Below are 23,768 nucleotides of genomic sequence, written 5' to 3'. Positions count from 1 at the left end.
AACGATTCTATTAAAATTTTATATTGAATAAGACAATATGGATGATTTATGAGCCTTCAATTTGGCTACCAGATATCCCTTTTCACAGGAATGACAAAATCCTAAATTCATGAAAAAAATCTCTAAATTTAAGACAGATTCTTATCAGGATATTCACAAAGATCTTGAATGATACACGTTTTACATTGAGGGCGTCGTGCAGTACATACATAACGTCCATGTAAAACAAGCCAATGGTGTGCATCCTTTAAAAACTTAGGTTCAATGTTTTTTAGGAGTGCTTTTTCAACTGCTAAGGGAGTTTTTCCTTTGGCGAGCCCCGTACGATTCGCTACTCGGAATATGTGAGTGTCTACAGCTACAGTGGACTCACCAAAAGCGGTATTGAGGATCACATTAGCTGTTTTGCGACCGACTCCAGGCAAAGACTCTAATTCCTCACGTTTATTAGGGACGTCGCCATTATAGTTTTTGACCAGCAACGCACAGGTTTTCATAATATTTTGTGCTTTGCTGTTATAAAGGCCTATCGATTTTATATACTCTTTAAGTTTATCCAGTCCTAAGTCAAGAATCTCTTGAGGGGTGTTTGCTACTGGAAATAATTTAGCCGTGGCTTTATTCACTCCCACATCGGTTGCTTGTGCTGAAAGAATGACAGCAATTAATAATTCAAAAGAAGAGCGATAGGTCAACTCCGTAGTTGGATGTGGATTTTGCTCATGAAAACGTACAAAGATGTCGTGGCGCTGGAGTTTATTCATGATTTTTTTTCGCGTTTACACGTGCCAATGCTTGTTGAATATAGTCCTGCTTGGCTTGCTTGTCTTGAGTTTTATCCGCTTTTAATGCAAGTTGACGTTTTTCTCGATACGCTTGCTGTTTTTCATGTTCTTCACGTAACAAACGGGTTTGTTTGGTATTGTAACGTTTACGTGCTAAGTCCTTATCGTAGTTTACATTGGGTAAATTAACCATCTCAATACAATCTACGGGGCATGGGGCAACACATAACCCACAACCCGTACATTCATGGTTAATTACAGCGTGCATTAATTTGCCACTGCCAATAATTGCATCCACCGGACAGGCTTTAATGCATTTGGTGCAACCAATGCATTCTGCTTCACGAATCACTGCAACAGATGGTGCCCGTGTATTGGCCATGGCTTCTTCCAAATAAGGAGCGGGATCAACATTTAGCAATGCACCGAGCGCTTTGACGGTATCCACTCCTCCAGGAGGGCATTTATTGATCGCAGCAGTTCCTTGAGCCAGGGCCTCGGCATAGGGTAAGCAGCCAGGATAATTGCAATCGCCACATTGAGTTTGTGGCAAAAGTGCGTCAATTTCTTTAACTGAGGCCATTGTTCACCTGTTTGGATTGCTCCAGCATGGCTTGTATTTTTTCTTTTTCAACACGAACCATTAAGGGTTGGAATGTATTGATATTATGATTTAATAAAGGATCATCAATTGCTTCCCAAGTAAGAGGAGCGCAATTTAAAAACTCTTCTGCGGCGCTCGCCATCAGAGGCAATACGGGCTTTAAGTAGGTGATTAGGATCCGGAATAAATTAATCCCCATAGTACAAATGGCCTGTACCTCAGGTAAGCGTTCTTCTTCCTTAGCTAATACCCAGGGTTTATGGGTATCGATGTATTGATTCACTTTATCGGCACCATCCATAATGTGACGAATAGCACGAGCGTAATCGCGAGAAATAAAGGATTCGATAACTTCGGCACGCAGTTCAAGCAGCTCTGCATACAATTGTGGAGCACTTAAACTGCTGCTTAGTTGATTCGCAAATCGCTTATTGATAAAGCCGGCGCAACGACTGGCAATATTGACGATTTTGCCCACAAGATCGGCATTGATTCTGTTGGTGAAGTCCTCAAAATTTAAATCCAGATCATCAACACGACCATTCAACTTGGCTGCAAAATAATAGCGTAGATATTCTGGATGTAAATGTTCCAGATAGGTGCGTGCTTCAAGAAACGTTCCTCGAGACTTTGACATCTTTTGGCCATCAACGGTCAAAAAGCCGTGAGTATAAACTGCTGTAGGCATACGGTGACCACTGGCAGCGAGCATCGCCGGCCAAAACAGAGCATGAAAGTAAACGATGTCTTTGCCAACGAAATGGTATAACTCAGTGGTTGTGTCTTTATCCCAAAACTCAGCAAAAGAGACGCCCTGCTCATCGCAGTATTTTTTAAAACTCGCCATGTATCCAATAGGAGCATCAAGCCAGACATAGAAATATTTATCGGTGGTGCCAGGAATAGGAAACCCGAAATAAGGTGCATCACGTGAAATGTCCCATTGCTTTAATCCAGCAGCAAACCACTCATCTAATTTGTTGGCTACTTCAGCTTGCAGATGGCCACTTCGAGTCCATTCCTTTAATAGATGTTCATAACGAGGTAAGTCAAAGAAGTAATGCTCCGAATCTTTTTCTATAGGTTTGGCTCCGGAAATAGCAGAAACTGCATCCACTAGATCCGTTGGCGAGTAGGTTGCGCCGCAGACTTCGCAGTTATCGCCATACTGATCTTTAGCACCGCATTTGGGGCATGTTCCTTTAACGTAACGATCAGGTAAAAACATTTGCTTTACTGGATCATAAGCTTGACGTATGGTTCGTTTAATAATCGAACCGTTTGCCTGTAAGGCCTCGTATATTGCTTCAGCTAGGGTCTGGTTTTCTGGAGAGTGAGTAGTATGATAACAATCATAAGCAATCGCGAAAGCTTTGAAGTCACGTTCATGGCTTAGCTTGATTTCAGCAGTTAAATTTTCGGGCGTAATTCCCATTTGTTCTGCTTTTAACATAATCGGGGTGCCATGGGCATCATCACCACAGATACTGATGCACTCGATTCCTGACATCTTATGAGTGCGCACCCAAATATCCGTTTGAATATGCTCCACTAAATGTCCAAGATGTAAATGCCCATTTGCATAAGGTAAGGCGCTGGTAACCAGCATTTTACGTTGTTTCGCCATCGAGTAGATACCTGCTCATTGAAAATGACTGATTATAACGCATATGAATGATAAATGCTGTAGGTAACTAAGGTTCGGGTGAATGGCATTTAACTTGGAAAGGCTTCTAAACTTCTGAGTTAGATATATTTCTTTATGTGTTTTATAAACTAATTCATCAAAATGGAAAATAAAAACGCGGCCTAGGCCGCGTTTTTTAAATATTTACTTAATTTAGTGAAGATTAATTGATCAGAGAAGAAGTCTGATTTAGTGAAGGTGCATCTTCGTCTTTCTTCACAACTTTAGGAGATTGTATTGGAGACTGATGTTGCTGAGGAGCAAATGTAACAACATTTGTTGTAATTGTAGGTTCTTTAGCGCCTGAGGTTGACAAGATACTGAGTGGGTTGCCTTTGGGTTGAGTTACAGTATAAGTTAAGTCATCATCGCTTGTTGGCTCTTCATAATCGAATGAACTACCCTTTGTAGACTTGAACCCTTGCTCGTTCCCTGTTGTATAAGTGTCGTCTTCATCGTCTTGTGGATCTTCTTGTTTAGAAGTGGAACTTCTAAGATTTTTGCAGCACTTAGCCACCCAAGAAAAGAAATTACCAGCAGCAGCACCTATGTATGTAGCAGCTGAAACGGCAGCACCAGCTAATGCAGAAGCAAGACCGATTTGTGCAAGAGTATTAGCACCAGCGATACCTGCAATAGACAAACCGTAAACTGAGAAAGAAGCAACTGCAGTTAAAGCAGCAGGCCATAAGAATAAGGTCAATGCAACAGCACCAGCAGTAGCTAAAGTAAGCCAAGCAGCAGTAGTAATTGCTTTTTTATGTTCAGACAAGAAGTCAGAAATTGAACGGCCAACAAATTTAATCCCATCAGTTGCTAAACCTAGTAAACCACGGTGTTCTTCACCGTCTTCATCTGTGTATCCTAATACTAATTTAACCGAACCAGTAAAAGCATTAGCTGGTAAATAAGCAACGGCCTTCATAAATTCTTTAAATGTCATTATGTTACTCCAAGGTTATAAATCAGGGCGAATAATAGCAACGATTTTGCTATATGTGAATCAAAAATGTTCAATTTGTTGTAACAAAAGTGTAAAAAAATTTGATTTTTTTGTGTGAATAGTATAATAAATGCGCATATTTATTGTTAATAAAACCTTAAGGTTTATTTTTGACCACCCGAGGTGTTTATATTAAAAGTAATTAACACCCCTCATGGCAATTTATCTAGCAACGGAAGAGCAATATATGGTTGGATCATCAATACCCGCCCCAAGAAAACCGCGTCGTCTAAAGGTACAACTATCGCATTGGCCACATGCTTCGCCACTATCATTGGCCTGATAACACGAAACCGTTAAGCTGTAATCTACACCCAGACTTTCTCCAAGTTGAATGGTTTGTACCTTGCTTAAATGTTGTAGTGGCGCATGAATCGTAAAACGATCGCCCATTACTCCTGCTTTGGTTGCTAAATTGGCTAAATTTTGAAATACCTCAATAAATTCTGGACGGCAATCTGGATAATGAGAATAGTCAACAGAACTTGCACCAATAAATATTTCTCGCGCGCCTATCGATTCAGCAAAACCTAAAGCCATGGCTAGAAAAATGGTATTGCGGGCAGGAACATAGGTAACTGGGATATCAGTACCATCCTGGAAATCCGGTACTTCCAAAGTAGAATCGGTCAACGCTGAATTCCGGAATAATTCTGTATCTAAGGTGACAATCTGATGTTTTGCTACCTTATAGTGTTGTGCAATCCGTTGGGCTGCGAGTAATTCAGCAGAGTGTCTTTGCCCGTAAGAAAAACTAATCGCATAGCAGGAAAAACCTTTTGATGCCGCTAATGCCAGGCAAGTTGTTGAATCTAATCCACCAGATAATAGGACTACTGCTTTTTTTTTCATAATAGGTAAGGCTCCGTAGAATTACTTATTTTATATAGCCTCTCAACAAGTCTAGGCAACAAACGCGTCTGCCTTCTGAGCCAATCTGCAGAAGGTGGAGGAGTGTATTTTCCCGATTTGATTGAAAAGTTACCTTTTTTTAGATTAAAAATACTGTTAGAATGCGGCGATTATGCCATAACATGGAACTTTATGACGACTATTCTTTATCCCGTTATTCTTGCAGGAGGTTCTGGAACTCGTTTATGGCCTTTGTCTCGTAAAAATTATCCAAAACAATTTCTAGCCTTAAATGGTGAGTTATCCCTTCTGCAACAAACTGTAAAAAGAGCACAGAGCTTGACTAGTACTCATTCTCTTATTGTAAGTAATGATGCTCATTATTTTCTTTGCCAAGATCAATTGAATCAATTTACCCATTCAATGACGTACTTGCTGGAGCCTTGTGCACGTAATACAGCACCTGCAATTGCTTGTGCGGCTCATTATTTATCCGAGATAGCAGGTTCCGAGGCAATAATGTTGGTGCTTCCTTCGGATCATTGGATAGCGGATGATGAGGCATGGCAAGAAGCAATGTTAACAGGCGCACAATTTGCTGCAGAACACCATGCTTTGGTGACTTTTGGTATTCATCCAGATAGTCCTAAAACTGGATATGGTTACATTGAGGCAGGATTACCAATCGCGGAGAAGGTGCAACGCGTTTTAAGTTTCAGAGAAAAACCGGAGCTCGAGCTAGCAAAAGAATTTATTGCTGATGGAAATTATTTTTGGAATAGTGGCATGTTTGTTTGCCGTGCGGATGTCTATCTTCAAGAGTTAGCAGAATACCAACCTGATATTTATTATTTCAGTCAGCAAGCCGTATTAAACGCCAAGAATCATCATGATTATTTACGTCTCGATTTGGAGTCGTTCTCTCGTTGTGAGGCGGAGTCCATTGATTATGCGATTATGGAAAAAACGAATAAAGCAGCTGTTATCCCCGTGTCCATGCAATGGAGTGATTTAGGGTGTTGGTCTGCGGTAGCTGATGCTAATACTGCCGATCCAGATGGAAACACCGTCACTGGAAAAGTTGTTGCGCAAAAGAGTACGAATTGCCTGATTCATAGTACCGATATTTTGGTTACAGCTATTGGGGTACAAGATCAAATTATTGTTGCAACTCAAGATGCGGTTCTGGTCGCGGATAAGCAATATTCGCAGCAAGTTAAAGATTTAGTCAGTTCTTTAAGTAAAGATCATCATCAATTAACTCAAGATCATCAGCGCGTATCGCGTCCTTGGGGGTATTATGAGATTCTGGCTGAAGGTGCTTCTTTTAAAGTAAAACGACTGATGGTAAAACCTGGTGCTCGTTTATCGTTACAAATGCATCAGCATCGTGCCGAACATTGGGTTGTTGTTTCCGGCAAAGCAGAAGTAATCAATGACTCGCAAACGATTTATTTATCAGTAAATCAATCGACTTATATAGCGCAAAATACACTTCATCGTCTAAGTAACCCGGGTACTGAGCCTCTATATGTTATTGAGGTCCAAAGTGGTGCATATTTGGGAGAAGATGATATAAAACGGTTCGATGACATCTATGCACGTGATCTCTCCTAATGTTTGTTCCTATAAAATTGTACCCGGGTTCAGTAAAGCGCTACCCGGGTTTACTTAATAAAAACTCCCAGTTTATGTCTTGTTGCACCTAAGATTTGCTAAGAATCTCATTTTTAACCAAAATTTATCCTTTTTTACGAAAAATTTGGTTTCAATAGTGTAAATCAATGAATGCTCATCTTGTTTTTAAAATCAATATTATGTTATAAAAAAGAACATATAAATTTTTTTTTGCTGTGATCCAATGAATGAGTCGCCGAAATTCATGAGCACAGAGGTGACAGTATGGCAACGAGTAGCGCAATTCTTCAATCATTTCTTAGAGATGCCCTCAAAGATAAAAAGAAGCTTGCTGATTTAAGCTATGGGGACTTGCTTAATTACAACAGAGCTGAATGTGGTCTTATTGAGGTTTACTCTTTACCCGAAAAATTTTCTGATATTGAAGATTTGCCAACGCGTGATAATGAAATCGTTTGCAGTAATGCAATCATTTTATGTAACGATAAACTCTATTATGGTGATAAAAATAGTAACAGTATTCGCTTACTTGAACCCCCAAGAAAACCCCCAAAACCCCAAAAACCCCTAAAGCTTCTAAAACCAGAGTCTTTGGAAAAAAATACTCCTGCATATGAGGAATATATTAACACTGCTGAATACGTTCAGTATCGTAAAGAGTTGGAACTATATAATAAAAATATAGTTCAATATAATAAAGAGAAGGCTCAATACAATAAGCTAAAAAAGTCGTGCTCACTAAGCTATAAACGAGCAAGAGGAGAAGAGCTGGAATGGATCAAGACATTCACAGGTCGTGCCTTTACCGAATATCGCAGCAATGATTTCCTTTCTTCATTGAATTTCTATTTAGATATATTGGACAAAACTGATAGTGTTATGTTCGATTACATGAATGATCTCGAAAAAGAACAGAGGGCATTCGATCTGAAAATCACTCTTTTGTTGTTGTTAGCACAACAAAAGCATGAAATAGACTTTAAAAAGGTCGAAAATGTTAAGGAATATAACAAAAAGATTCAAAGGTGTTCGAATTTTCTTAAATTACTCGATCCTGTATATCAAGCACGAATTAAAGAATGTGAGGTGCAACAAGAAAGCTCTAATGATTCACCTGTAAAGTATATGGGCATTCCTGTAGCTCAATTGTTGGCGGAAGATATTGTTGATTTGTCCGGTGGTACTACAAAGTCGATTAAAAAGTACATGGGCAAATTGAACGAGAAGAGATTATATTGGGTATGGGGCTCAACGTTTTTAAAAACGGTAATTGGTTTAGTTCCCGAAGGTCGTTTTAATTCCAAACAAGCAGCTGAAGCAATCAAAACACCAGACCCCTATACGGGTAATCTAAGCTGGACTTTGTATTACGCTCGATTTTTCCTGGAGTTGGGTATATTACTCAGACATACGATAAAAGGTTCATGGATGGAAAAAGATGAAGCAGAAATGCCTTGGGAGGATCGTTTTCTAACTCAATGGGAACAAAGAAAATTTGATTTATTGAATGATTCCGTTTGGGGGACAGCGAATTTGGTTTGCTTCTTCTGGCTAACTGGCAAAGGTTCATTAGGTATGGCCGGAGATGCGGTTACTCTTGCTCTTTTAGTCTTTGATATTATTTTATCGGTATGGGCTTTTGAAGAGCAAAGAATAAAACATAATAAGGCGATGCTGCAGTATAATGAAGACATAGAGCGATTGGAAAAACAACTTCAAGCATATCAAGCAGTAGAAAAGGAAAAAAAAATACTTACTGTTGAAGAAAAAGCAGAAAAGCGCCAAATAGAGATGCAACTGCACACGTTGAAAAACGAAAAAGCCAGGTGCGAACGAGATTGGCGACTTCAAAAAATATCTTTAATTAATAATATTGCCTATGCTGTTGGTTTGATGTTGGCTTTTCTTGTCTTAACCATGCCATTTTTGCCTGTAGCCGCTCCAGTTTTAGCTTCTATGGCCATTGCCGGTGCTGTATTGTGTCTAGTGTTTACCATTATTAATAATGCAATCAAGGGTGGTATTGAACTGTATAAGACGCAAAAGACAATTCAAGAACAAAGGGATCAGGTAGCCCGTTTAACGCTGCAATTAAAACAAAATTACGATGATGATAAGGAAAGAAAATTTCTTTTCTTAGAAATTAAGCAATGCCAGGCAGAAACAGAATACCAAAAAAGGGTTAGGGTCTATCAAACAGCAAGTTTAGTACGTAGCATTTTAATTGAAGCGTTTATTCCTGCGATTGTTTTTGCCAGTTTAATGTTCGTGCCTTTGGGTATAGGAGTACCTGTGCTTCTTATTGCAGTGGCATTGGGAGTTGCATCAAACTATGCAGTGGATGCACTATTTAAACCCGAAGAAAAAGAAGAGCTAAAGTTTAATCCAGATGAATATAATAAGTTTTGTGAGGATATTTTTAAACCAGAAAATAGTTCTAAGTTCTTTAAAAAAGGTTCTGGAAAGAATAATGACGCACTAGAATTAGAGGAAATGGCATCGCTTCTAAACTAGATGTGGGTTTTCACGAAGTCCATACACGCGTTTTTAGGTTTATTTGGTGTTCGAAATGAACATCCTAAATAAAATTTTTTCATTAAGATTCAATATAGTTATAAGAAATAAAAAGACTGGCTTTCATTATCTTCTGCTGTATAATGTTTCGAAAGAAGCTGGCCGGAGTGTCTTAATGAAAAAGCTCACTATCCTGTTGTTGCTTGTTTTTTCTGTCAACGTTGTTGCTTCTATTGAGTTCGGTGATTCTTGCGATACACATGCAGGGATGTCCGATTCTTATGTTTTAGCGCTTAGCTCGCAGCCTGGTTTTTGTCAAACGTATGGATATGAAGCAGGTAAGCCAGAATGCATGCATCTATCTAAAGACTCCTATCAAGCAAAACATCTTACCCTACATGGTTTATGGCCCAATCAGAATGCCTGTGGCCAAAGTTATGGATATTGTGGGGTAGAGCAAAAATCCAAGCATTGTGCTTACCCCCCGCTTAGTTTGTCACCACAAGTTTCTGAACATTTAAAAAAAATGATGCCTAGTTACAATTATGGTAGCTGTTTGGAGCGCCATGAATGGAATAAGCATGGTAGTTGCCAAGTTTTATCCGCGGATGAGTATTTTTCGCTGGCGATGCGTTTGACTGAGTCCGTTGATAATTCTATTTTGGGACAATATCTAACGCAACATCAAGGACAAAAGGTATCCTTGACAGTCTTGCGCGACATGGTAACCCAAACATTTGGTAAAAATAATTCTGGAAAAGTTTATCTAGGTTGTAGGAATGGTATATTGGTTGATATTTATATTCAGCTGCCCGCATTAATTCCTTTCGATGAACCTTTAGAATCGTTAATCGATAATGCTCCTGACTCACAAGTTAATGATACTTGTCCTGCTAAGGTAATGCTTTCAAATTTTAATAAAGGTTCTTGGTTTTAAAATAGCCTGGGTGAAAGCCCAGGTTTGCTATGAACAAATTCCCGTCGCATCGCTTTACCCAGGCTACTTATGAAGTATTTATGCATTATAACTTGACCTTGCACATTGTTAGAACTTCCTCTAATGTAGAGGAATTATTGATATGGGAATGAAGTCTATGCAAAAGCGGTGTTACTTATTGATTCTTTTTGTATTTTTATTAACTGCTTGCGTGCATCATGCGCCAAAAAGTGAGGCTTTTTCTCCACCGCCGCAAGTACTTAAGACAAAACAAATTAGACGAGTAGCGGCTTTTAATCAGGTTAATGTTCAAGGACCAATTAATGTGAGCCTGCATACAGGTTATAAAGATCCCCAGGTGATTTTATCTGGTGACCCTCGCGATTTGGCAGCAGTAAAAGTAGAGGTTTCACAAAACACATTGTATTTAGCTATAGCGGGGAAAGGAAATTTAAATGGGCCAATATATGCTGATATACGGGGGCGATTTCTTAATCGCTTGATGGCTAATGGCACACCAATAATCACTGGCGATCAGATACGTACCAGCGTGTTGGATGTGTACTTGGTAAATACTGGAACTGTAAGATTAGGTGGAGCCATTGGCTTACGCGTTCTGGATATAAAAGGTAAAGGCCTCACCCAAATTGGTGGAATATCCAGCCCAGGTTTACGACTAAATTTAGAAGGGAGTCCCAAGGTACAACTTTCTGGAGTTGTTAATCTAGCTAATTTAGTCATGCAAGGAAATGCTTGGCTGAGTTTGTTTTGGGTTAAAACGGATACCTTGACTGTTCGTGCGAAGCAGAAAACCACTATTCAATTAGCTGGCGCCGTAAATAGGCTCGATGTTGAACTTTGGGGGAATGCACGATTTAAAGGTCGTTATTTACGGGCACAACGCAGCTTTGTGAAAACGCATGATCGCTCAGTTGCAGAAATTTCAGTGGCGAAACATCAGAGTAATTTAGCTACGGATGCCAGTGACATTTATTATTTTAATCTACCCACCACCCGCGCGGACTTTATGGCGTTTGATGGCTCTGTGTTGGATATGCGTGAGTGGAATCAATTCGAATTAAAAGATTTCAATCGGTATAATAAGCAATTCCCCTAGGTTTAATTTTCCCTCACCTCTGCCTCTCTCCGTAGCGGGAGAGGGGGCTTTAGCACGAGAATTTCCCTTCTCCCAACCAGGGAGAAGGTGCCCGTAAGTGGGGATGAAGGTATAGTTCGACGCTATCCTAACTCTCTCCCATCAACAGAAGAGAAGATTTTTCATTCAGATTAGATGAGGTGCGTTGATTAATACACTGAACAAGCTGATCCAAATCATTATCTAATGGCAAAACATGGGCTGAGTTTGCAAGCCAGTGTATTGTTGAATTGGGTACATGCGAGAACATTTGTTCTACTTCCTTTGAGGCAACAACAATATCATGAGCACCAAAAAAGAGATCAATTGGACAATTTGGTGTAATCCATCGATATTCGCGAATCATGGTGAACAGTTCAATAAGTACAGGAATGGGAATTCTGCGATAAGATAGTTCAGCATATTTATTGGTTGCCATATTACCCGCTACGCCTCGTAATTCGCAAAAGCCCAGCTTATTAAGTACCCGAAGAAGCTGCAGATTACGATAAATATTCATCTGTAATTTTAAAGCAGGAGCTAAAAGAAACATATGATTGAATGCAAAAGTTGCACTCAACTGGCATGCCAATATTCCGCCTAGGGATAATCCCAGGACATCCACTTTTTGATATTCTTTAAATAATTGTTCACATTCTTGGCTAGCACATTCAATCCAATCTGAAGCCTTGGTTTGTGCAAAAGCAGCGATGCTCTCTGCATGTCCAGGTAAGGCAGGACAAACTAAAGCATCATAATGATCTAATTGAGGAATTAAGTAGCGATAAACCGCGGGTGAAGAAGTAAACCCATGTAAAAGGAGCAACGCTCGATCTGTTTTTGTGCCTCGCCGTCTAATGGGTTCAAGAAGTTTATAATCTTCCATGTTTAAATCAAACAGTTGTTTGCCGCGACGCATGTAGCGAAAATCGTTAAGATTCATAGTAACATATCATTCCATATAGGTTGCATTTATTTTGCAAAATTATTGTAAATTATGGCTAAATACAATTCATCAAAGAACCGATCTTGATAAGATTAGTGTATCTGAAAATATTCGATCTACGCTATCTATTTAAAGGCAATGTTTATTACGATGTGCTATCTTTAACGTAATAGGGGTAGATACTACAGAGGTTAAGATTTATGAGTACTGGAAAAACTGAAAAAGAAAAGCCCAAACTGGAAGAAACCCAGACGGTTAGCGCTCCGCCTCCTAAGCCTGATGTTATTACTCCTGAAGTTAGTGAAGGCCCTAAGCCAAAACCAGATAAAGATGAAGACAAAAAAGCTCAGCCAGAGGAGTCTAAACCCCTTCAAGATACTAAAAAGAAGCCAACTGAGAGCAAAGAAAAGAACCCATACCTGGAATTGAATGAACAACTCAGCGAAATGGTTTCAGATGTCAATGGAAGTGTAAACAATGCTTTTAAAGCTGCAGGAGGAATGGCTTTAGATGCATTTTCCAAGACTGAGTTGGGACAAGCCTTAGGGGGTTTGAAAGATGCCTTAAATGAAAAGGCTGGAGAAATAAAAGATCAATTATTGGATAAGGCGGATGAAAAGTTGGATGATCTCAAAAGTACTAAAGCAGGGCAAGCAGCCCTTCAATTTAAAGATATGGTGAGTTCTATCCAAGACGCAATTAATTCAGGACTTGTGGACGCGATCAAAGGGGCGACGGCCAAGCTAAATGGTGATGGTGACGAAGATGTTGATGAGCTTGTTGAAAATCCAGATGAGGAGGATGAGGAACAAATGGAAATGGGTAGTCCGGAAAGTAGCACTTCCTCTGATTTAATGGCGGAATTTAATGAAGCCTTTGAAGGAATGGACTTTGATTCACTTATTGAAAAATCGCCTAGTCCTAGTCCAGAACTCACCGAGGAAGCAGATGCTTCTATGAGTATGAAGAAATAATTAACTCGGATAAACTTGCTTTTCCATGCCCTGGGTTTATTAAACCCAGGGAAGTCCATATTAATTTCTAGCCAAACAATTTATGCGGTAAACTTTCAATGCGTCCGGCTTGGGTTACTACTACATAATTTAATTTACGTTGTAGTTCGCTAATTGTGTCTGCCCCAGCGTAAGTCAGTCCTGATCTTAATCCGCCCACTATATCAGCGATGATCGCATCAGGATTTTCTTTATAGGGTACTTCAGTTGCAACCCCCTCGGCCGTTTTCCATTCATGCATTTGCCCTAAGAAGTTCTCTTGCGCCTCTTTAGATGCCATGCCTCGGTAACGTTTGACTTTAGTGCCATCTTGCTTTTGAATTACCTCACCAGGAGTTGGTGATGTACCTGCTAACATGCCACCTATCATCACAAAATCAGCACCAAAGGCTAATGCTTTGACGATGTCACCAGAGGTTCTGATGCCACCATCGGCAACAATAGAACGGTCCGAGCGTGAACAATCTTGAATACAGGTTAACATGGGGACACCAAATCCAGTTTTAATGCGAGTACTGCATACCGAACCACCGCCAATTCCCGCCTTAATGATGTCTGCCCCACATGAAGCAAGATAATCAGCTCCCGCATAGGTCGCAACGTTTCCCGCCATAATGCATCGATCCGCAAGCAAATGGCGTAAACTTTTTAGAGTTTTCCCCACATATTTGGCATGAGCATGGGCAACATCCACACAGAAGTAGTTAGCTCCTGCATCACGTAATGCTTCTGCTCGTTCTAACTCAGCTGTAGTGCAACCAATCGAAACAAATACGTTACTTTGGCATTTTTTGAATTCTTGAATGTTTTCTTCAATGGACATAAAACGGTGTAAGGCGCCCATAGCACCTTTAGAGCCCATGAAATTCGCCATAGAACTTTCAGTAATGGTATCCATATTGGAGCTAATTACAGGGAGTTCCAAGGATAATTTGCCCAGGCGATCGGTACTGGTTGTTTCTACAACTCTTCTAGATTCGTGGTGGTTGTATGAAGGAACAAGCAGAACGTCATCAAATGTGATGGCATGGTCAGTCATGGTAAATCCTTAAAGTGCATACTATAAATGTTCCGCTGCATAAAATGCAAGTCTAGAGCGTTCCCCACGAGTTAAACTCATATGTGCACTGTGTTCCCAGTGTTTAAACCGGTCTACTGCAAAAGTTAAACCAGAGGTAGTTTCACTCAAATAAGGGGTATCTATTTGTTTAATATCCCCAAGACAAATAATTTTCGATCCTGGGCCTGCACGGGTGACCAAAGTTTTTATTTGTTTTGGAGTTAGGTTTTGGGCTTCATCAATGATAATGTAGCGATTTAAAAAAGTACGGCCTCGCATGAAGTTCAGGGAGCGGATTTTAATTTTGTTTTGCAATAGATCTTGAGTTGCCCCACGCCCAAATGAACCGCCTACTTGTGTGCTGTGCAGAACTTCAAGGTTATCCATTAAAGCCCCCATCCACGGCGTCATCTTTTCTTCTTCCGTTCCAGGTAGGAAGCCGATATCTTCTCCTACAGGAATGGTCACGCGTGTCATAAGAATTTCAGTATAACGATTTTGATCGAGAACCTGAGTTAAACCCGCAGCAATCGTGAGTAGGGTTTTTCCGGTTCCAGCAGGGCCTTGTAAGCTTACAAAATCAATATCCGGATCCATGAGCAAGTTTAGAGAAAAATTTTGTTCACGATTTTTAGCATGAATTCCCCATACGGAATGCTTGGTGTAATCACGAACTAATTGAATCACTGCATGATCACTTTCAAGTTTTTTTACGATGGCTTGAAATTGATCGTCTTCTGTACTGATGCAATCATTGGGATTCCATTGATTGATTAAGGGCCCCGCTACTTTATAAAAAGTTTTTCCGCTTTCTTGCCATGACCCCATATCTTTAGCATGAGTATCCCAGAAATTATTATCAAGAATATGTAGTCCTCTATGTAACAGATTGACATCATCAAGTACTTGATCGCTGTAATAATCTTCCGCAAGAATCCCAAGTATTCCTGCTTTGATCCGCAAGTTAATGTCCTTTGATACAATAATTACCTGTTTTTTTCCGGTATATTTTTTTTGTAATCCTAAAGCGGTGGCAAGAATTGTATTATCTACTTTATGCCCTGGAAGCGTGGATGGAACAACCTGGTCGAACTCATCAGTCTGGAAAAATAACTTTCCACTGCACTTCTTTTTATCTGAGTTAAGATAGTTGGGTATAGCCAATCCGGAAACGATTTGTTCATGCGATGCGTTGCTCATGAGCTCTACCAACATGCGGTTGGTTTGTCGGACGTTGCGTGCGACTTCTGATGTACCCGTTTTATGACTGTCTAATTCCTCCAGAACGACCATGGGCAAATAGATATCATGCTCTTCAAAATGATAGATGGCTGTAGGATCATGCATTAAAATATTGGTATCAAGTACAAACAGCTTCCGACGGGTATTGCTATTATCCATAAATTCACCTTGTGATTAAAACGTGTAGATCGGGTTAAGGCAGCTTCACTGCCATGAAGTTAATAACATTGCCCTTATCCAAGACTATTGGCTTTTAACTTAATGGTAGTGAAGTTAGCCGTAACCCTACAATTATTTGCTTGCTTCCTTCATTCTGCTTAGGGGATGAGATTCAGTCAAGGATAAAATTGATGTAACTATTCACCAGGTTCACCACAAAGCCATATTTGGTGCATCTTGAACTATCTTCAGGCAACTCTGATTTTTCCTCTTAAGCATGCAAAAGGTGGTGCAACGATACAAATTTATTTTAATGCGCTAAGTACTTCGGCTACATGTCCTTTAACACTCACTTTGCGCCACTCTTTGATTAGTTTCCCCTGGGGATCAATGATAAATGTGCTGCGCTCAATACCACGAACTTGTTTACCATACATGGATTTCATTTTTATCACATCAAACAATTGGCACAATTGTTCATCAGGATCGCTAATCAATTCGAAAGGGAAGTTTTGTTTTGCTTTAAAATTCTCATGTGATTTCAAGCTGTCGCGGGAAATTCCAAAGATTTGGACCTTTAATGCTTGAAATTGAGGGTATGCATCCCGGAAATCTTGTCCTTCTGTAGTACATCCTGGGGTTGCATCTTTAGGATAAAAATAAAGGACTACAGTTTGTCCTTTATAATCACTTAGATGGACATTAAGCCCACTTGTTGCTGCGAATGCAAAATCGGGTACCGATTCGCCTACATTCATTAATCTCTCCCTGTTTTTTTCATTATCCGAGAACGGTCTCTTTCCCATTCCCGATCCTTAATGGTGTCGCGCTTATCATGCTCTTTTTTACCTTTGGCCAAGGCTATTTTTATCTTTATTTTATTTTTTTTCCAATATAAAGAAAGTGGCACTATGGTATAACCTTGACGTTCAACACTCCCGATGAGGTGATTGAGTTCTTTTTTATTTAATAATAACTTACGAGTACGTATTGGGTCAGGAATAGAATGAGTAGAGGCAGTTATGAGTGGTTGAATCTGGGCGCCCAGCAAATATGCTTCGTTGTTTTTGATAATGATGTGGGCATCCGACAAATTTATTTTACCTGCGCGCAAGCTTTTGACTTCCCAGCCTTCAAGCACTAGGCCGGCCTCGTATTGATCCTCAATAAAATAGTTAAAGCCTGCTTTTCGATTCAACACAATAGTTGAATCGGATTGTTTTTTGTTGGTCATATTTATTCTTTATTGCGATCGTGTTTGTAATCCAATGGTAATTGAGGATAAACCCGATTTAATTGATCATCAACCGCGACTCGGTTATCAAAAACAAAGCATTGTCCTTCCCAGAGCGATTCCTCTTTAGGCATTTGTTCAATGTAGTTGAGAATACCATCATGCAAATGATAGACATTTTCAAAGCCTAAATCCTTTAAATAAGCGGTGGATTTTTCACAGCGTATTCCACCGGTGCAAAACATGGCAATTTTTTTATCTTTTTTATCGAGCAACTGTTCACGCACGTATTGCGGAAAATCTCGAAAGTTTTCCGTTGTGGGATTAATAGCGTTTTTGAATGTGCCTAATTCAAATTCATAATCATTACGGGTATCGATTAACACGACGTTAGGGTCTTGAATTAATTCATTCCATTCCTGGGGACTAAGATAGGTCCCCACTATTTTCAATGGGTCAACATTTTTTATGCCCATAGTGACAATTTCTTTGCGAAGTTTAACTTTGGATTTTTCGAATGGGTTTTCTTCATCAAAAGTTTCTTTAAACTTTAAGTCTGCTAAGCGCTCATCTTGACGGATGAATTGATAAAAATGATCCATTTGCTCACGCGTGCCAGCAAAACTTCCATTGATCCCTTCAGAGGCTAATATAATAGTTCCCTTGATTTGGATTTCATGCATTTTCGCAAGCAAAGGTTGTCGCAACATTTCAAAATCTTCTAAGGAAACAAATTTATAAAATGAAGCAATCACGATTTTATTCATTGTACTACCTGAAATATAAACAAAAATATTTGGCAAAAATTAACATTTACACAGAATTTAATCAATAGGCTTCAATTAAATGCACCCTAGGTTACGTTTAAATATTAAGCAAAATTAATTAAATGCGTTGACAAAAACTAACCAGCGATCATACTGTTATATACCAAAGCTATCTGTGTTTTAATTCCGTTGGCTTTTTATAAGGAGATAATATGGCCTATTACAGTCGGAAGTTGCGGTGGTTCCTAATCCTTTGTTTATTTATACCCTTCATGAGCTTTGCTGCTACTCCAGTAAAATCGATGGTTGTTTTTGGCGACAGCTTGTCTGATACAGGAAATACCACTCATCTACTTAAAAGTTTGCGTCAGGAAGAAGACCCTGCTTTTTTAGTGGCACCGTTTAAAGTATTTGTGCTCAACAAAATGGTTGAGTTCGCGGATGAATATTATGTACCACAAATGGTTTTGGATTCAGGTATCGCCATTGTTACTGATTTTTTTGATAATCAATTAGCACCTTATATCGCCAGTTTGGTAAGCAAAGTCAAAATGGTGCCTGTATTACCCGGGAAACCCTATTGGAATGCACGTTTTTCTAATGGGCAGGTATGGAATGAATATTTAGCAAAAATGATATCCATTTCTGCAGATGATGAAGAAGTTTATTTAAATCGTGCGTTTGGGGGGAGTTGGACTGCAACTTATGATTATCAGTTAACAGTGTGGAATTTGATTCGTCATCCATTAGGAACAATCAAAAATCTGATTGTAGGTAAGTTGGTTCCACCCAGTCTTGGTTTAACTGTTCAGGCTTATTTGCTAGAACACCCAGCTTTAAGTGATGAAACGGTATTTTTCATCTTCTCAGGCAGTAATGATTACGTCAATGTCTTATTTTTTGAAGACAATTACAACACAGAAGTAATGAGCACGTATGTTGATAACGTCTTATCAGGTGCTGGTTCTGCTGTGATGAAATTGATGCAAGCTGGTGCGCGTCGATTTGTTATTATGGGACTGCCTCATATAGGTGATACTCCCCGCATGGTGCAAACCACAGATCGCGAGGTGTTGAATAACGCCATTGATATGCACAATGAGCGACTTCGAAATCGCATGGAGGAATGGGCAAAAATTTATCCTGATTCAAATTTCCTCTATATCGACATGGGAGATTATTTGGAACGCGCTTTAAAAAATCCGGAAAATTATGGATTTACTAACACCACTGAAGCGTGTATTGATGTGAAACTTCCTATGTATGATGCATTCCGTAGTTCGCCTTTTGCTAATAACTTCGTATTACGTTATGCGCAAGTGCTACAATATAGAGATGCAAGCTTTGCAGCAGGAGACAAAAACTATCAAGTATGTGATACTCCCGAGAGTTATTTATTCTGGGATGAAATTCATCCAAGTACTCGTGCTCATGGGTTGCTTGCCTTTGAGGTATGCAAGGCCATGAAGGACCATGGATATGATGTAACGTGTCAAAATCCTATAGAGTAAAAGGGAGTTGTTACGCGTTTTTTCTAGTGTGGCCTGGGTGAAGGCGCAGCCATTAACCCGGGTTTTCTTTTTGTAGAATTCCCGGATCAAGCTGTGCCTTCACTTAGCCTATAATTTTAATCGTTAACCTTAAGAGGATGAATTTTGCGACATCTTCCTCTGGAGCGGTTTTACTACACTGAACATGTTAGTGATTTATAAATGTTTATGGCATAATTGCCCTTTTTTTATTGATAAGTCGTTCGTGTGCGGTTGTTGAAACGAGGAGCCGGTTATGTGTGGGATTATTGGAGCTGTATCTGAAAGGGACATCAGTAAAATTTTACTGGAAGGGTTACGTCGTTTAGAGTATCGAGGTTATGATTCTGCTGGCATTGCAGTAATTGATAATAACGGACATTTAAATCGCGTACGAATCCAAGGTAAGGTGCAAAATTTAGCTGATGCCATGCAAGAAACAGCTGTCGCAGGTAATACAGGTATTGCTCATACGCGATGGGCCACCCACGGTAAGCCTTCAGAACAAAATGCACATCCTCATTTATCCCATGGAGAAATTGCATTAGTACATAATGGAATTATTGAAAATCATGAACATTTGCGCCGTGAATTAGCGGAGAGAGGGTATCAGTTTACTTCTGAAACAGATACAGAAGTGGCGGCTCATTTAATTCATTACTATTATCTTCAGAGCGAAAATTTGCTCCAAGCAGTACAAACCGCTGCCGCAGAAATGGAAGGGGCTTTCGCTTTAGGTGTTATTCATCAACAAAAATCCAGGGAACTTGTTGCTATTCGTAAAGGTAGCCCTCTCGTAGTCGGCATAGGAATCGGTGAGAATTTTATTGCTTCGGATGGATTGGCATTAAAATCTTTCGCACAATCAGTGACTTATTTGGAAGAAGGCGACAGCGCTTTGATTACCTCAAAAAGTATCGCAATTTATGACTCTTCTAAATCATTGGTCGAGCGTCCGCTACATCCTTTAACCAGTGATGCTGAGACTGTAAGTAAAGGACCTTATCGGCATTTTATGCTCAAGGAAATCTTTGAGCAATCTAAAGTGCTGACTGATACTTTGGAAGGTCGTGTAAATAGTCTGGAAGTACTTCGATCCAGTTTTGGAGAACGTGCCTCCCACATATTTCCTATGGTGAAGCAAGTCCATATAGTTGCTTGTGGTACCAGCTACCATGCCGGGATGATTGCCAAATATTGGGTAGAGTCATTGGCCGGGTTGCCAACCCAAGTTGAAATTGCCAGTGAATATCGTTATCGTGATGTGGTTGTTCCTAAAGATACTTTATTCATTACTGTTTCTCAGTCAGGTGAGACAGCAGATACTCTTGCTGCGTTACAAAAAGCAAAAGATATGGGGTATTTGGCTAGTTTGGCGATTTGTAATGTTGCCACAAGCACCTTGGTCAGAGAAGCTGATTGTGTTTTTCTAACACGTGCCGGAATTGAGATTGGCGTGGCATCTACTAAGGCATTTACTACTCAGTTGGCTGCTTTTTTGATGTTAGCAGCAGCGCTTTGTCATGATAATAGGGCAAACGAAGTATTAAAACAATTGCAGGAGCTGCCTGCATGTTGTGAACGTGCATTAAAAATGAATGAAGAAATTGAAGATCTAGCATCACTATTTGTTCATAAAGCACATGCCTTATTTTTAGGACGAGGTGTACAATACCCGGTTGCCTTAGAGGGAGCATTGAAATTAAAAGAAATTTCTTATATTCATGCTGAGGCATATCCCTCTGGAGAATTGAAACACGGTCCTTTAGCTTTGGTTGATGAAAACATGCCTGTTGTTGCGGTTGCTCCTAACGATGAGTTGTTGGATAAATTAAAATCCAATTTACACGAAGTGAGTGCCCGAGGTGGCCAGCTGTTTGTTTTTGTTGACGATTCCCAAAGTTGGCGAGCAAATGGGGCTCGTTTGATTCAGGTCCCTAGCTGTGGTTTATGGGTGGCTCCAATTATTTATACGATTCCTTTACAGCTGTTGGCTTATCATGTTGCCGTTGTTAAAGGGACTGATGTGGATCAGCCACGTAATCTTGCCAAATCTGTGACTGTTGAGTAATAATGTGGCGGTTTTTTAACTAGTCACCCTTGACCTTCTTCTCTAAAAATAGAGAGAGAGCGTAAGATAAGAACTTTAAGTTTATAGTAGGTAAAGTAGCACGTAACCAAGAGTATTTTTCCGAACTTGGGTACGTGTCGCGAAGCGTAATCCCGGTTACCAACTCCTTAAATATTTAGGGTGTAGTAATCAATTGTTATATTTTTTTATGTTTTACGGGGATGTAAATGACTCAAGAGATGTTGAGATTAGCTGCGATTATTGCGCAAGAACTCAAAGTTAAACCAGCGCAGGCAGAAGCAGCCATTCGTCTGCTCAATGAAGGAGCTACTGTTCCTTTCATTGCTCGTTATCGTAAGGAAGCTACCGAAGGACTAGATGATGTACAATTACGCTTTATTGATGAGCGCGTACTTTATCTACGTGAATTAGATGAGCGTCGTACTGTAGTTTTGCAGTCTATCCGCGAACAAGAGAAATTAACTCCGGAACTTGAAAAAAGTATTTTGGCAGCAGACACAAAAACTCGTCTTGAAGATTTATATTTGCCGTTTAGACCAAAGCGTCGTACAAAGGCACAAATTGCCATCGAAGCAGGCTTAGATCCTCTTGCGCAGGCACTTTGGAAAAATCCTGCTTTGGACCCCGAAGAAGAAGCTACTCAATTTGTTAATCCTGAGGCAGGTATTGAGGATGCAAAAGCAGCATTAGAAGGTGCCCGTCATATATTAATGGAGCATTTTGCTGAAGATGCTGATTTAATTAATGAATTACGTGAATACTTATGGCAACATAGCATAGTCAAATCAATAGGTAGCTCTAAGAAAAAAGAAACCGTCAATAAGTTTTCAGATTACTTTGATTATTCAGAAGCGATTAAAAAAATCCCTTCACATCGCGCTTTAGCTTTATTCCGTGGACGTCGAGAAAGTGTTTTGCAAGTCGCGCTGACCTTACCTGAACACGATTTAGCGTATGGTGAAAATAAATTAGCAACTCATTTCAATATCGTTGATCAACAGAGAAAAGCCGACCATTGGTTACTTGAAACCGTGCGTCTGACTTGGAAGGTAAAATTATTTACCAAGTTAGAGTTAGAATTGCTGACTCGTTTACGAGAAATTGCAGATGAAGAAGCAATAAAAGTATTTTCCAGAAATTTACGTGACTTATTACTTGCAGCACCTGCAGGTCCACAAATTACAATTGGACTTGATCCTGGAATCAGAACAGGAGTTAAGGTGGTTGTGGTTGATGCAACAGGTAAGTTGCTGGATTACACCGTTATTTTCCCCTTAGCGCCACAAAATGAATGGCATCAGGCAATTACTGATTTAGCTAAATTGGCGGCAAAACATCAGGTTAATCTTATCAGTATCGGTAATGGTACAGGTTCTCGTGAAACAGAACGCTTGGTTTCTGATTTAATAAAAATGTATCCTGATTTAAAACTGACTAAAGTTATTGTGAGTGAAGCAGGCGCATCTGTTTACTCAGCTTCAGAAATTGCTTCTCAAGAATTCCCTGATTTGGATGTTACCTTAAGAGGAGCTGTTTCTATTGCGCGACGCCTCCAAGATCCGCTTGCAGAATTGGTCAAAATCGAAGCCAAATCTATTGGTGTAGGACAGTATCAACATGATGTGAATCAAACTCGCCTGGCGCGTAGTCTTGATGGCGTTGTAGAAGATTGCGTGAATGCTGTAGGTGTTGATGTAAATACTGCTTCTGCTGCACTGTTATCTCATGTTTCAGGTCTTAATGAAGCTCTGGCTAAAAATATTGTGCTTTATCGTGATGAACACGGAGCATTTAAAAATCGGGCAGAATTAAAAAGTGTAAATCGTATGGGTGAAAAAGCCTTTCAACAGGCGGCCGGTTTTTTACGTATCATGAATGGAGATAATCCACTGGATGCTTCTTGTGTTCACCCAGAAGCTTATCCTTTGGTAGAAAAAATTATTGAGAATAAGAACATTGATATTAAGAAGCTGATCGGTAATAAAGAAATATTACACAGTGTGAATGCTGAACAATTTGTTGATGAGCAATATGGTTTACCTACAATAAGAGACGTGTTGCGTGAACTGGAAAAGCCAGGTCGCGATCCAAGACCAGAATTTAAAACGGCACAATTCAAGGAAGGTGTTGAAGACATCGAACATTTGCATGAAGGAATGATCCTTGAAGGTGTCGTGAGTAATGTAACTAATTTTGGTGCCTTTGTGGATGTTGGAGTACACCAAGATGGGTTGGTGCATATTTCCGCAATGACTAACAAATTCATTTCTGATCCACGGACTATAGTAAAAGCCGGTGATATTGTGACAGTCAAGGTTATTGAGGTGGATAAAGAAAGAAAACGTATTGGTTTAAGCATGAAATTGGAAGACGAGCCTGTAAGTCAGCCCGCTAAAAAAATTGCAAGAGCATCTGACGTGAAAAGGCCTCCTCAAGTTAAAAAAGCTGAGCATAAGAAAAAACCAGAGGCTAAAAAAGTTGAGCCAGCTAAAAAAACCATATTTAATACAGCAATGGCGGATGCCTTAGCGAAATTAAAACGTAATTAAAAACTTGATGCGTTGGTCGGGT

19 protein-coding genes are annotated in these 23,768 nt (G+C 39.8%); 8 read left to right on the top strand and 11 right to left on the bottom strand.

Features of this window, described 5'->3' with window-relative positions; translation table 11 throughout:
• Positions 1-128 precede the first annotated feature (128 nt).
• The 5 genes from nth to queC all read right to left on the bottom strand — a co-directional run bounded on the left by nth (position 129) and on the right by queC (position 4,931).
• On the bottom strand, positions 129-764 hold the full coding sequence (gene nth / locus ACWTEW_RS09300) for an endonuclease III (RefSeq protein WP_454781405.1): 636 nt from the start codon (positions 762-764) through the stop codon (positions 129-131).
• On the bottom strand, positions 757-1,368 hold the full coding sequence (locus ACWTEW_RS09295; RefSeq protein WP_454781404.1) for an RnfABCDGE type electron transport complex subunit B: 612 nt from the start codon (positions 1,366-1,368) through the stop codon (positions 757-759). The genes nth and ACWTEW_RS09295 overlap by 8 nt, the downstream gene beginning before the upstream one ends.
• Positions 1,355-3,016, bottom strand: a complete 1,662-nt coding sequence (gene metG, locus ACWTEW_RS09290) for a methionine--tRNA ligase (protein ID WP_454781403.1) — start codon at positions 3,014-3,016, stop codon at positions 1,355-1,357. The genes ACWTEW_RS09295 and metG overlap by 14 nt, the downstream gene beginning before the upstream one ends.
• Positions 3,017-3,239: 223 nt before the next feature.
• Entirely contained in the window at positions 3,240-4,019 is a 780-nt protein-coding gene (locus ACWTEW_RS09285; protein WP_454781402.1) for a hypothetical protein, read from the bottom strand.
• Positions 4,020-4,241: 222 nt separating this feature from the next.
• Positions 4,242-4,931: a 7-cyano-7-deazaguanine synthase QueC gene (gene queC / locus ACWTEW_RS09280; RefSeq protein ID WP_454781401.1), complete on the bottom strand. Its 690-nt coding sequence runs from the start codon at positions 4,929-4,931 to the stop codon at positions 4,242-4,244.
• Between the two features lie 192 nt (positions 4,932-5,123).
• On the opposite strand from queC, the gene ACWTEW_RS09275 reads away from it, so the two are divergent.
• From ACWTEW_RS09275 to ACWTEW_RS09260, 4 genes are all read left to right on the top strand, one after another.
• Positions 5,124-6,548 (top strand): mannose-1-phosphate guanylyltransferase/mannose-6-phosphate isomerase, encoded by a 1,425-nt coding sequence (locus tag ACWTEW_RS09275; protein ID WP_454781400.1) that lies wholly within the window; start codon positions 5,124-5,126, stop codon positions 6,546-6,548.
• Positions 6,549-6,833: 285 nt separating this feature from the next.
• The gene (locus ACWTEW_RS09270; RefSeq protein ID WP_454781399.1) at positions 6,834-9,083 is read left to right on the top strand and encodes a hypothetical protein; all 2,250 of its coding nucleotides are present in this window, start codon (positions 6,834-6,836) and stop codon (positions 9,081-9,083) included.
• A 175-nt stretch (positions 9,084-9,258) separates the two neighbouring features.
• Positions 9,259-10,020, top strand: a complete 762-nt coding sequence (locus ACWTEW_RS09265) for a ribonuclease T2 family protein (RefSeq protein ID WP_454781398.1) — start codon at positions 9,259-9,261, stop codon at positions 10,018-10,020.
• Between the two features lie 157 nt (positions 10,021-10,177).
• The gene (locus ACWTEW_RS09260; RefSeq protein WP_454781704.1) at positions 10,178-11,137 is read left to right on the top strand and encodes a GIN domain-containing protein; all 960 of its coding nucleotides are present in this window, start codon (positions 10,178-10,180) and stop codon (positions 11,135-11,137) included.
• A 127-nt stretch (positions 11,138-11,264) separates the two neighbouring features.
• Here ACWTEW_RS09260 and ACWTEW_RS09255 read toward each other — a convergent pair whose 3' ends face one another.
• Positions 11,265-12,098, bottom strand: a complete 834-nt coding sequence (locus tag ACWTEW_RS09255) for an alpha/beta hydrolase (protein WP_454781397.1) — start codon at positions 12,096-12,098, stop codon at positions 11,265-11,267.
• Between the two features lie 203 nt (positions 12,099-12,301).
• On the opposite strand from ACWTEW_RS09255, the gene ACWTEW_RS09250 reads away from it, so the two are divergent.
• Positions 12,302-13,075, top strand: coding sequence for a hypothetical protein (locus ACWTEW_RS09250; protein ID WP_454781396.1), 774 nt, complete (start codon positions 12,302-12,304; stop codon positions 13,073-13,075).
• A gap of 67 nt (positions 13,076-13,142) precedes the next feature.
• Here the strand turns inward: ACWTEW_RS09250 and ACWTEW_RS09245 are convergent, their stop codons facing one another.
• From ACWTEW_RS09245 to trhO, 5 genes are all read right to left on the bottom strand, one after another.
• Positions 13,143-14,153, bottom strand: coding sequence for a guanosine monophosphate reductase (locus tag ACWTEW_RS09245; protein ID WP_454781395.1), 1,011 nt, complete (start codon positions 14,151-14,153; stop codon positions 13,143-13,145).
• A 21-nt stretch (positions 14,154-14,174) separates the two neighbouring features.
• Positions 14,175-15,575, bottom strand: a complete 1,401-nt coding sequence (locus ACWTEW_RS09240; protein ID WP_454781394.1) for a PhoH family protein — start codon at positions 15,573-15,575, stop codon at positions 14,175-14,177.
• A 305-nt stretch (positions 15,576-15,880) separates the two neighbouring features.
• Entirely contained in the window at positions 15,881-16,333 is a 453-nt protein-coding gene (locus ACWTEW_RS09235; RefSeq protein WP_454781393.1) for a peroxiredoxin, read from the bottom strand.
• The gene (gene smpB / locus ACWTEW_RS09230; protein ID WP_454781392.1) at positions 16,333-16,809 is read right to left on the bottom strand and encodes an SsrA-binding protein SmpB; all 477 of its coding nucleotides are present in this window, start codon (positions 16,807-16,809) and stop codon (positions 16,333-16,335) included. The genes ACWTEW_RS09235 and smpB overlap by 1 nt, the downstream gene beginning before the upstream one ends.
• 2 nt (positions 16,810-16,811) lie before the next feature.
• Complete coding sequence (gene trhO, locus ACWTEW_RS09225) at positions 16,812-17,576, bottom strand: oxygen-dependent tRNA uridine(34) hydroxylase TrhO (RefSeq protein WP_454781391.1); 765 nt, start codon at positions 17,574-17,576, stop codon at positions 16,812-16,814.
• A 212-nt stretch (positions 17,577-17,788) separates the two neighbouring features.
• Between trhO and plaC the strand changes: the two genes are divergently transcribed.
• The 3 genes from plaC (at position 17,789) to ACWTEW_RS09210 (ending at position 23,746) form a co-directional block, all read left to right on the top strand.
• Positions 17,789-19,087, top strand: coding sequence for a lysophospholipase/glycerophospholipid:cholesterol acyltransferase PlaC (gene plaC / locus ACWTEW_RS09220; protein ID WP_454781390.1), 1,299 nt, complete (start codon positions 17,789-17,791; stop codon positions 19,085-19,087).
• 274 nt (positions 19,088-19,361) lie between these two features.
• Positions 19,362-21,176 (top strand): glutamine--fructose-6-phosphate transaminase (isomerizing), encoded by a 1,815-nt coding sequence (glmS, locus tag ACWTEW_RS09215; protein ID WP_454781389.1) that lies wholly within the window; start codon positions 19,362-19,364, stop codon positions 21,174-21,176.
• Between the two features lie 227 nt (positions 21,177-21,403).
• Positions 21,404-23,746: a Tex family protein gene (locus ACWTEW_RS09210; RefSeq protein ID WP_454781388.1), complete on the top strand. Its 2,343-nt coding sequence runs from the start codon at positions 21,404-21,406 to the stop codon at positions 23,744-23,746.
• Positions 23,747-23,768 lie beyond the last annotated feature (22 nt).

This window comes from Legionella stuttgartensis (assembly GCF_977063405.2).
Note: the sequence above shows the minus strand (reverse complement) of the source record. Positions and strands in the feature narration are given on the sequence as shown.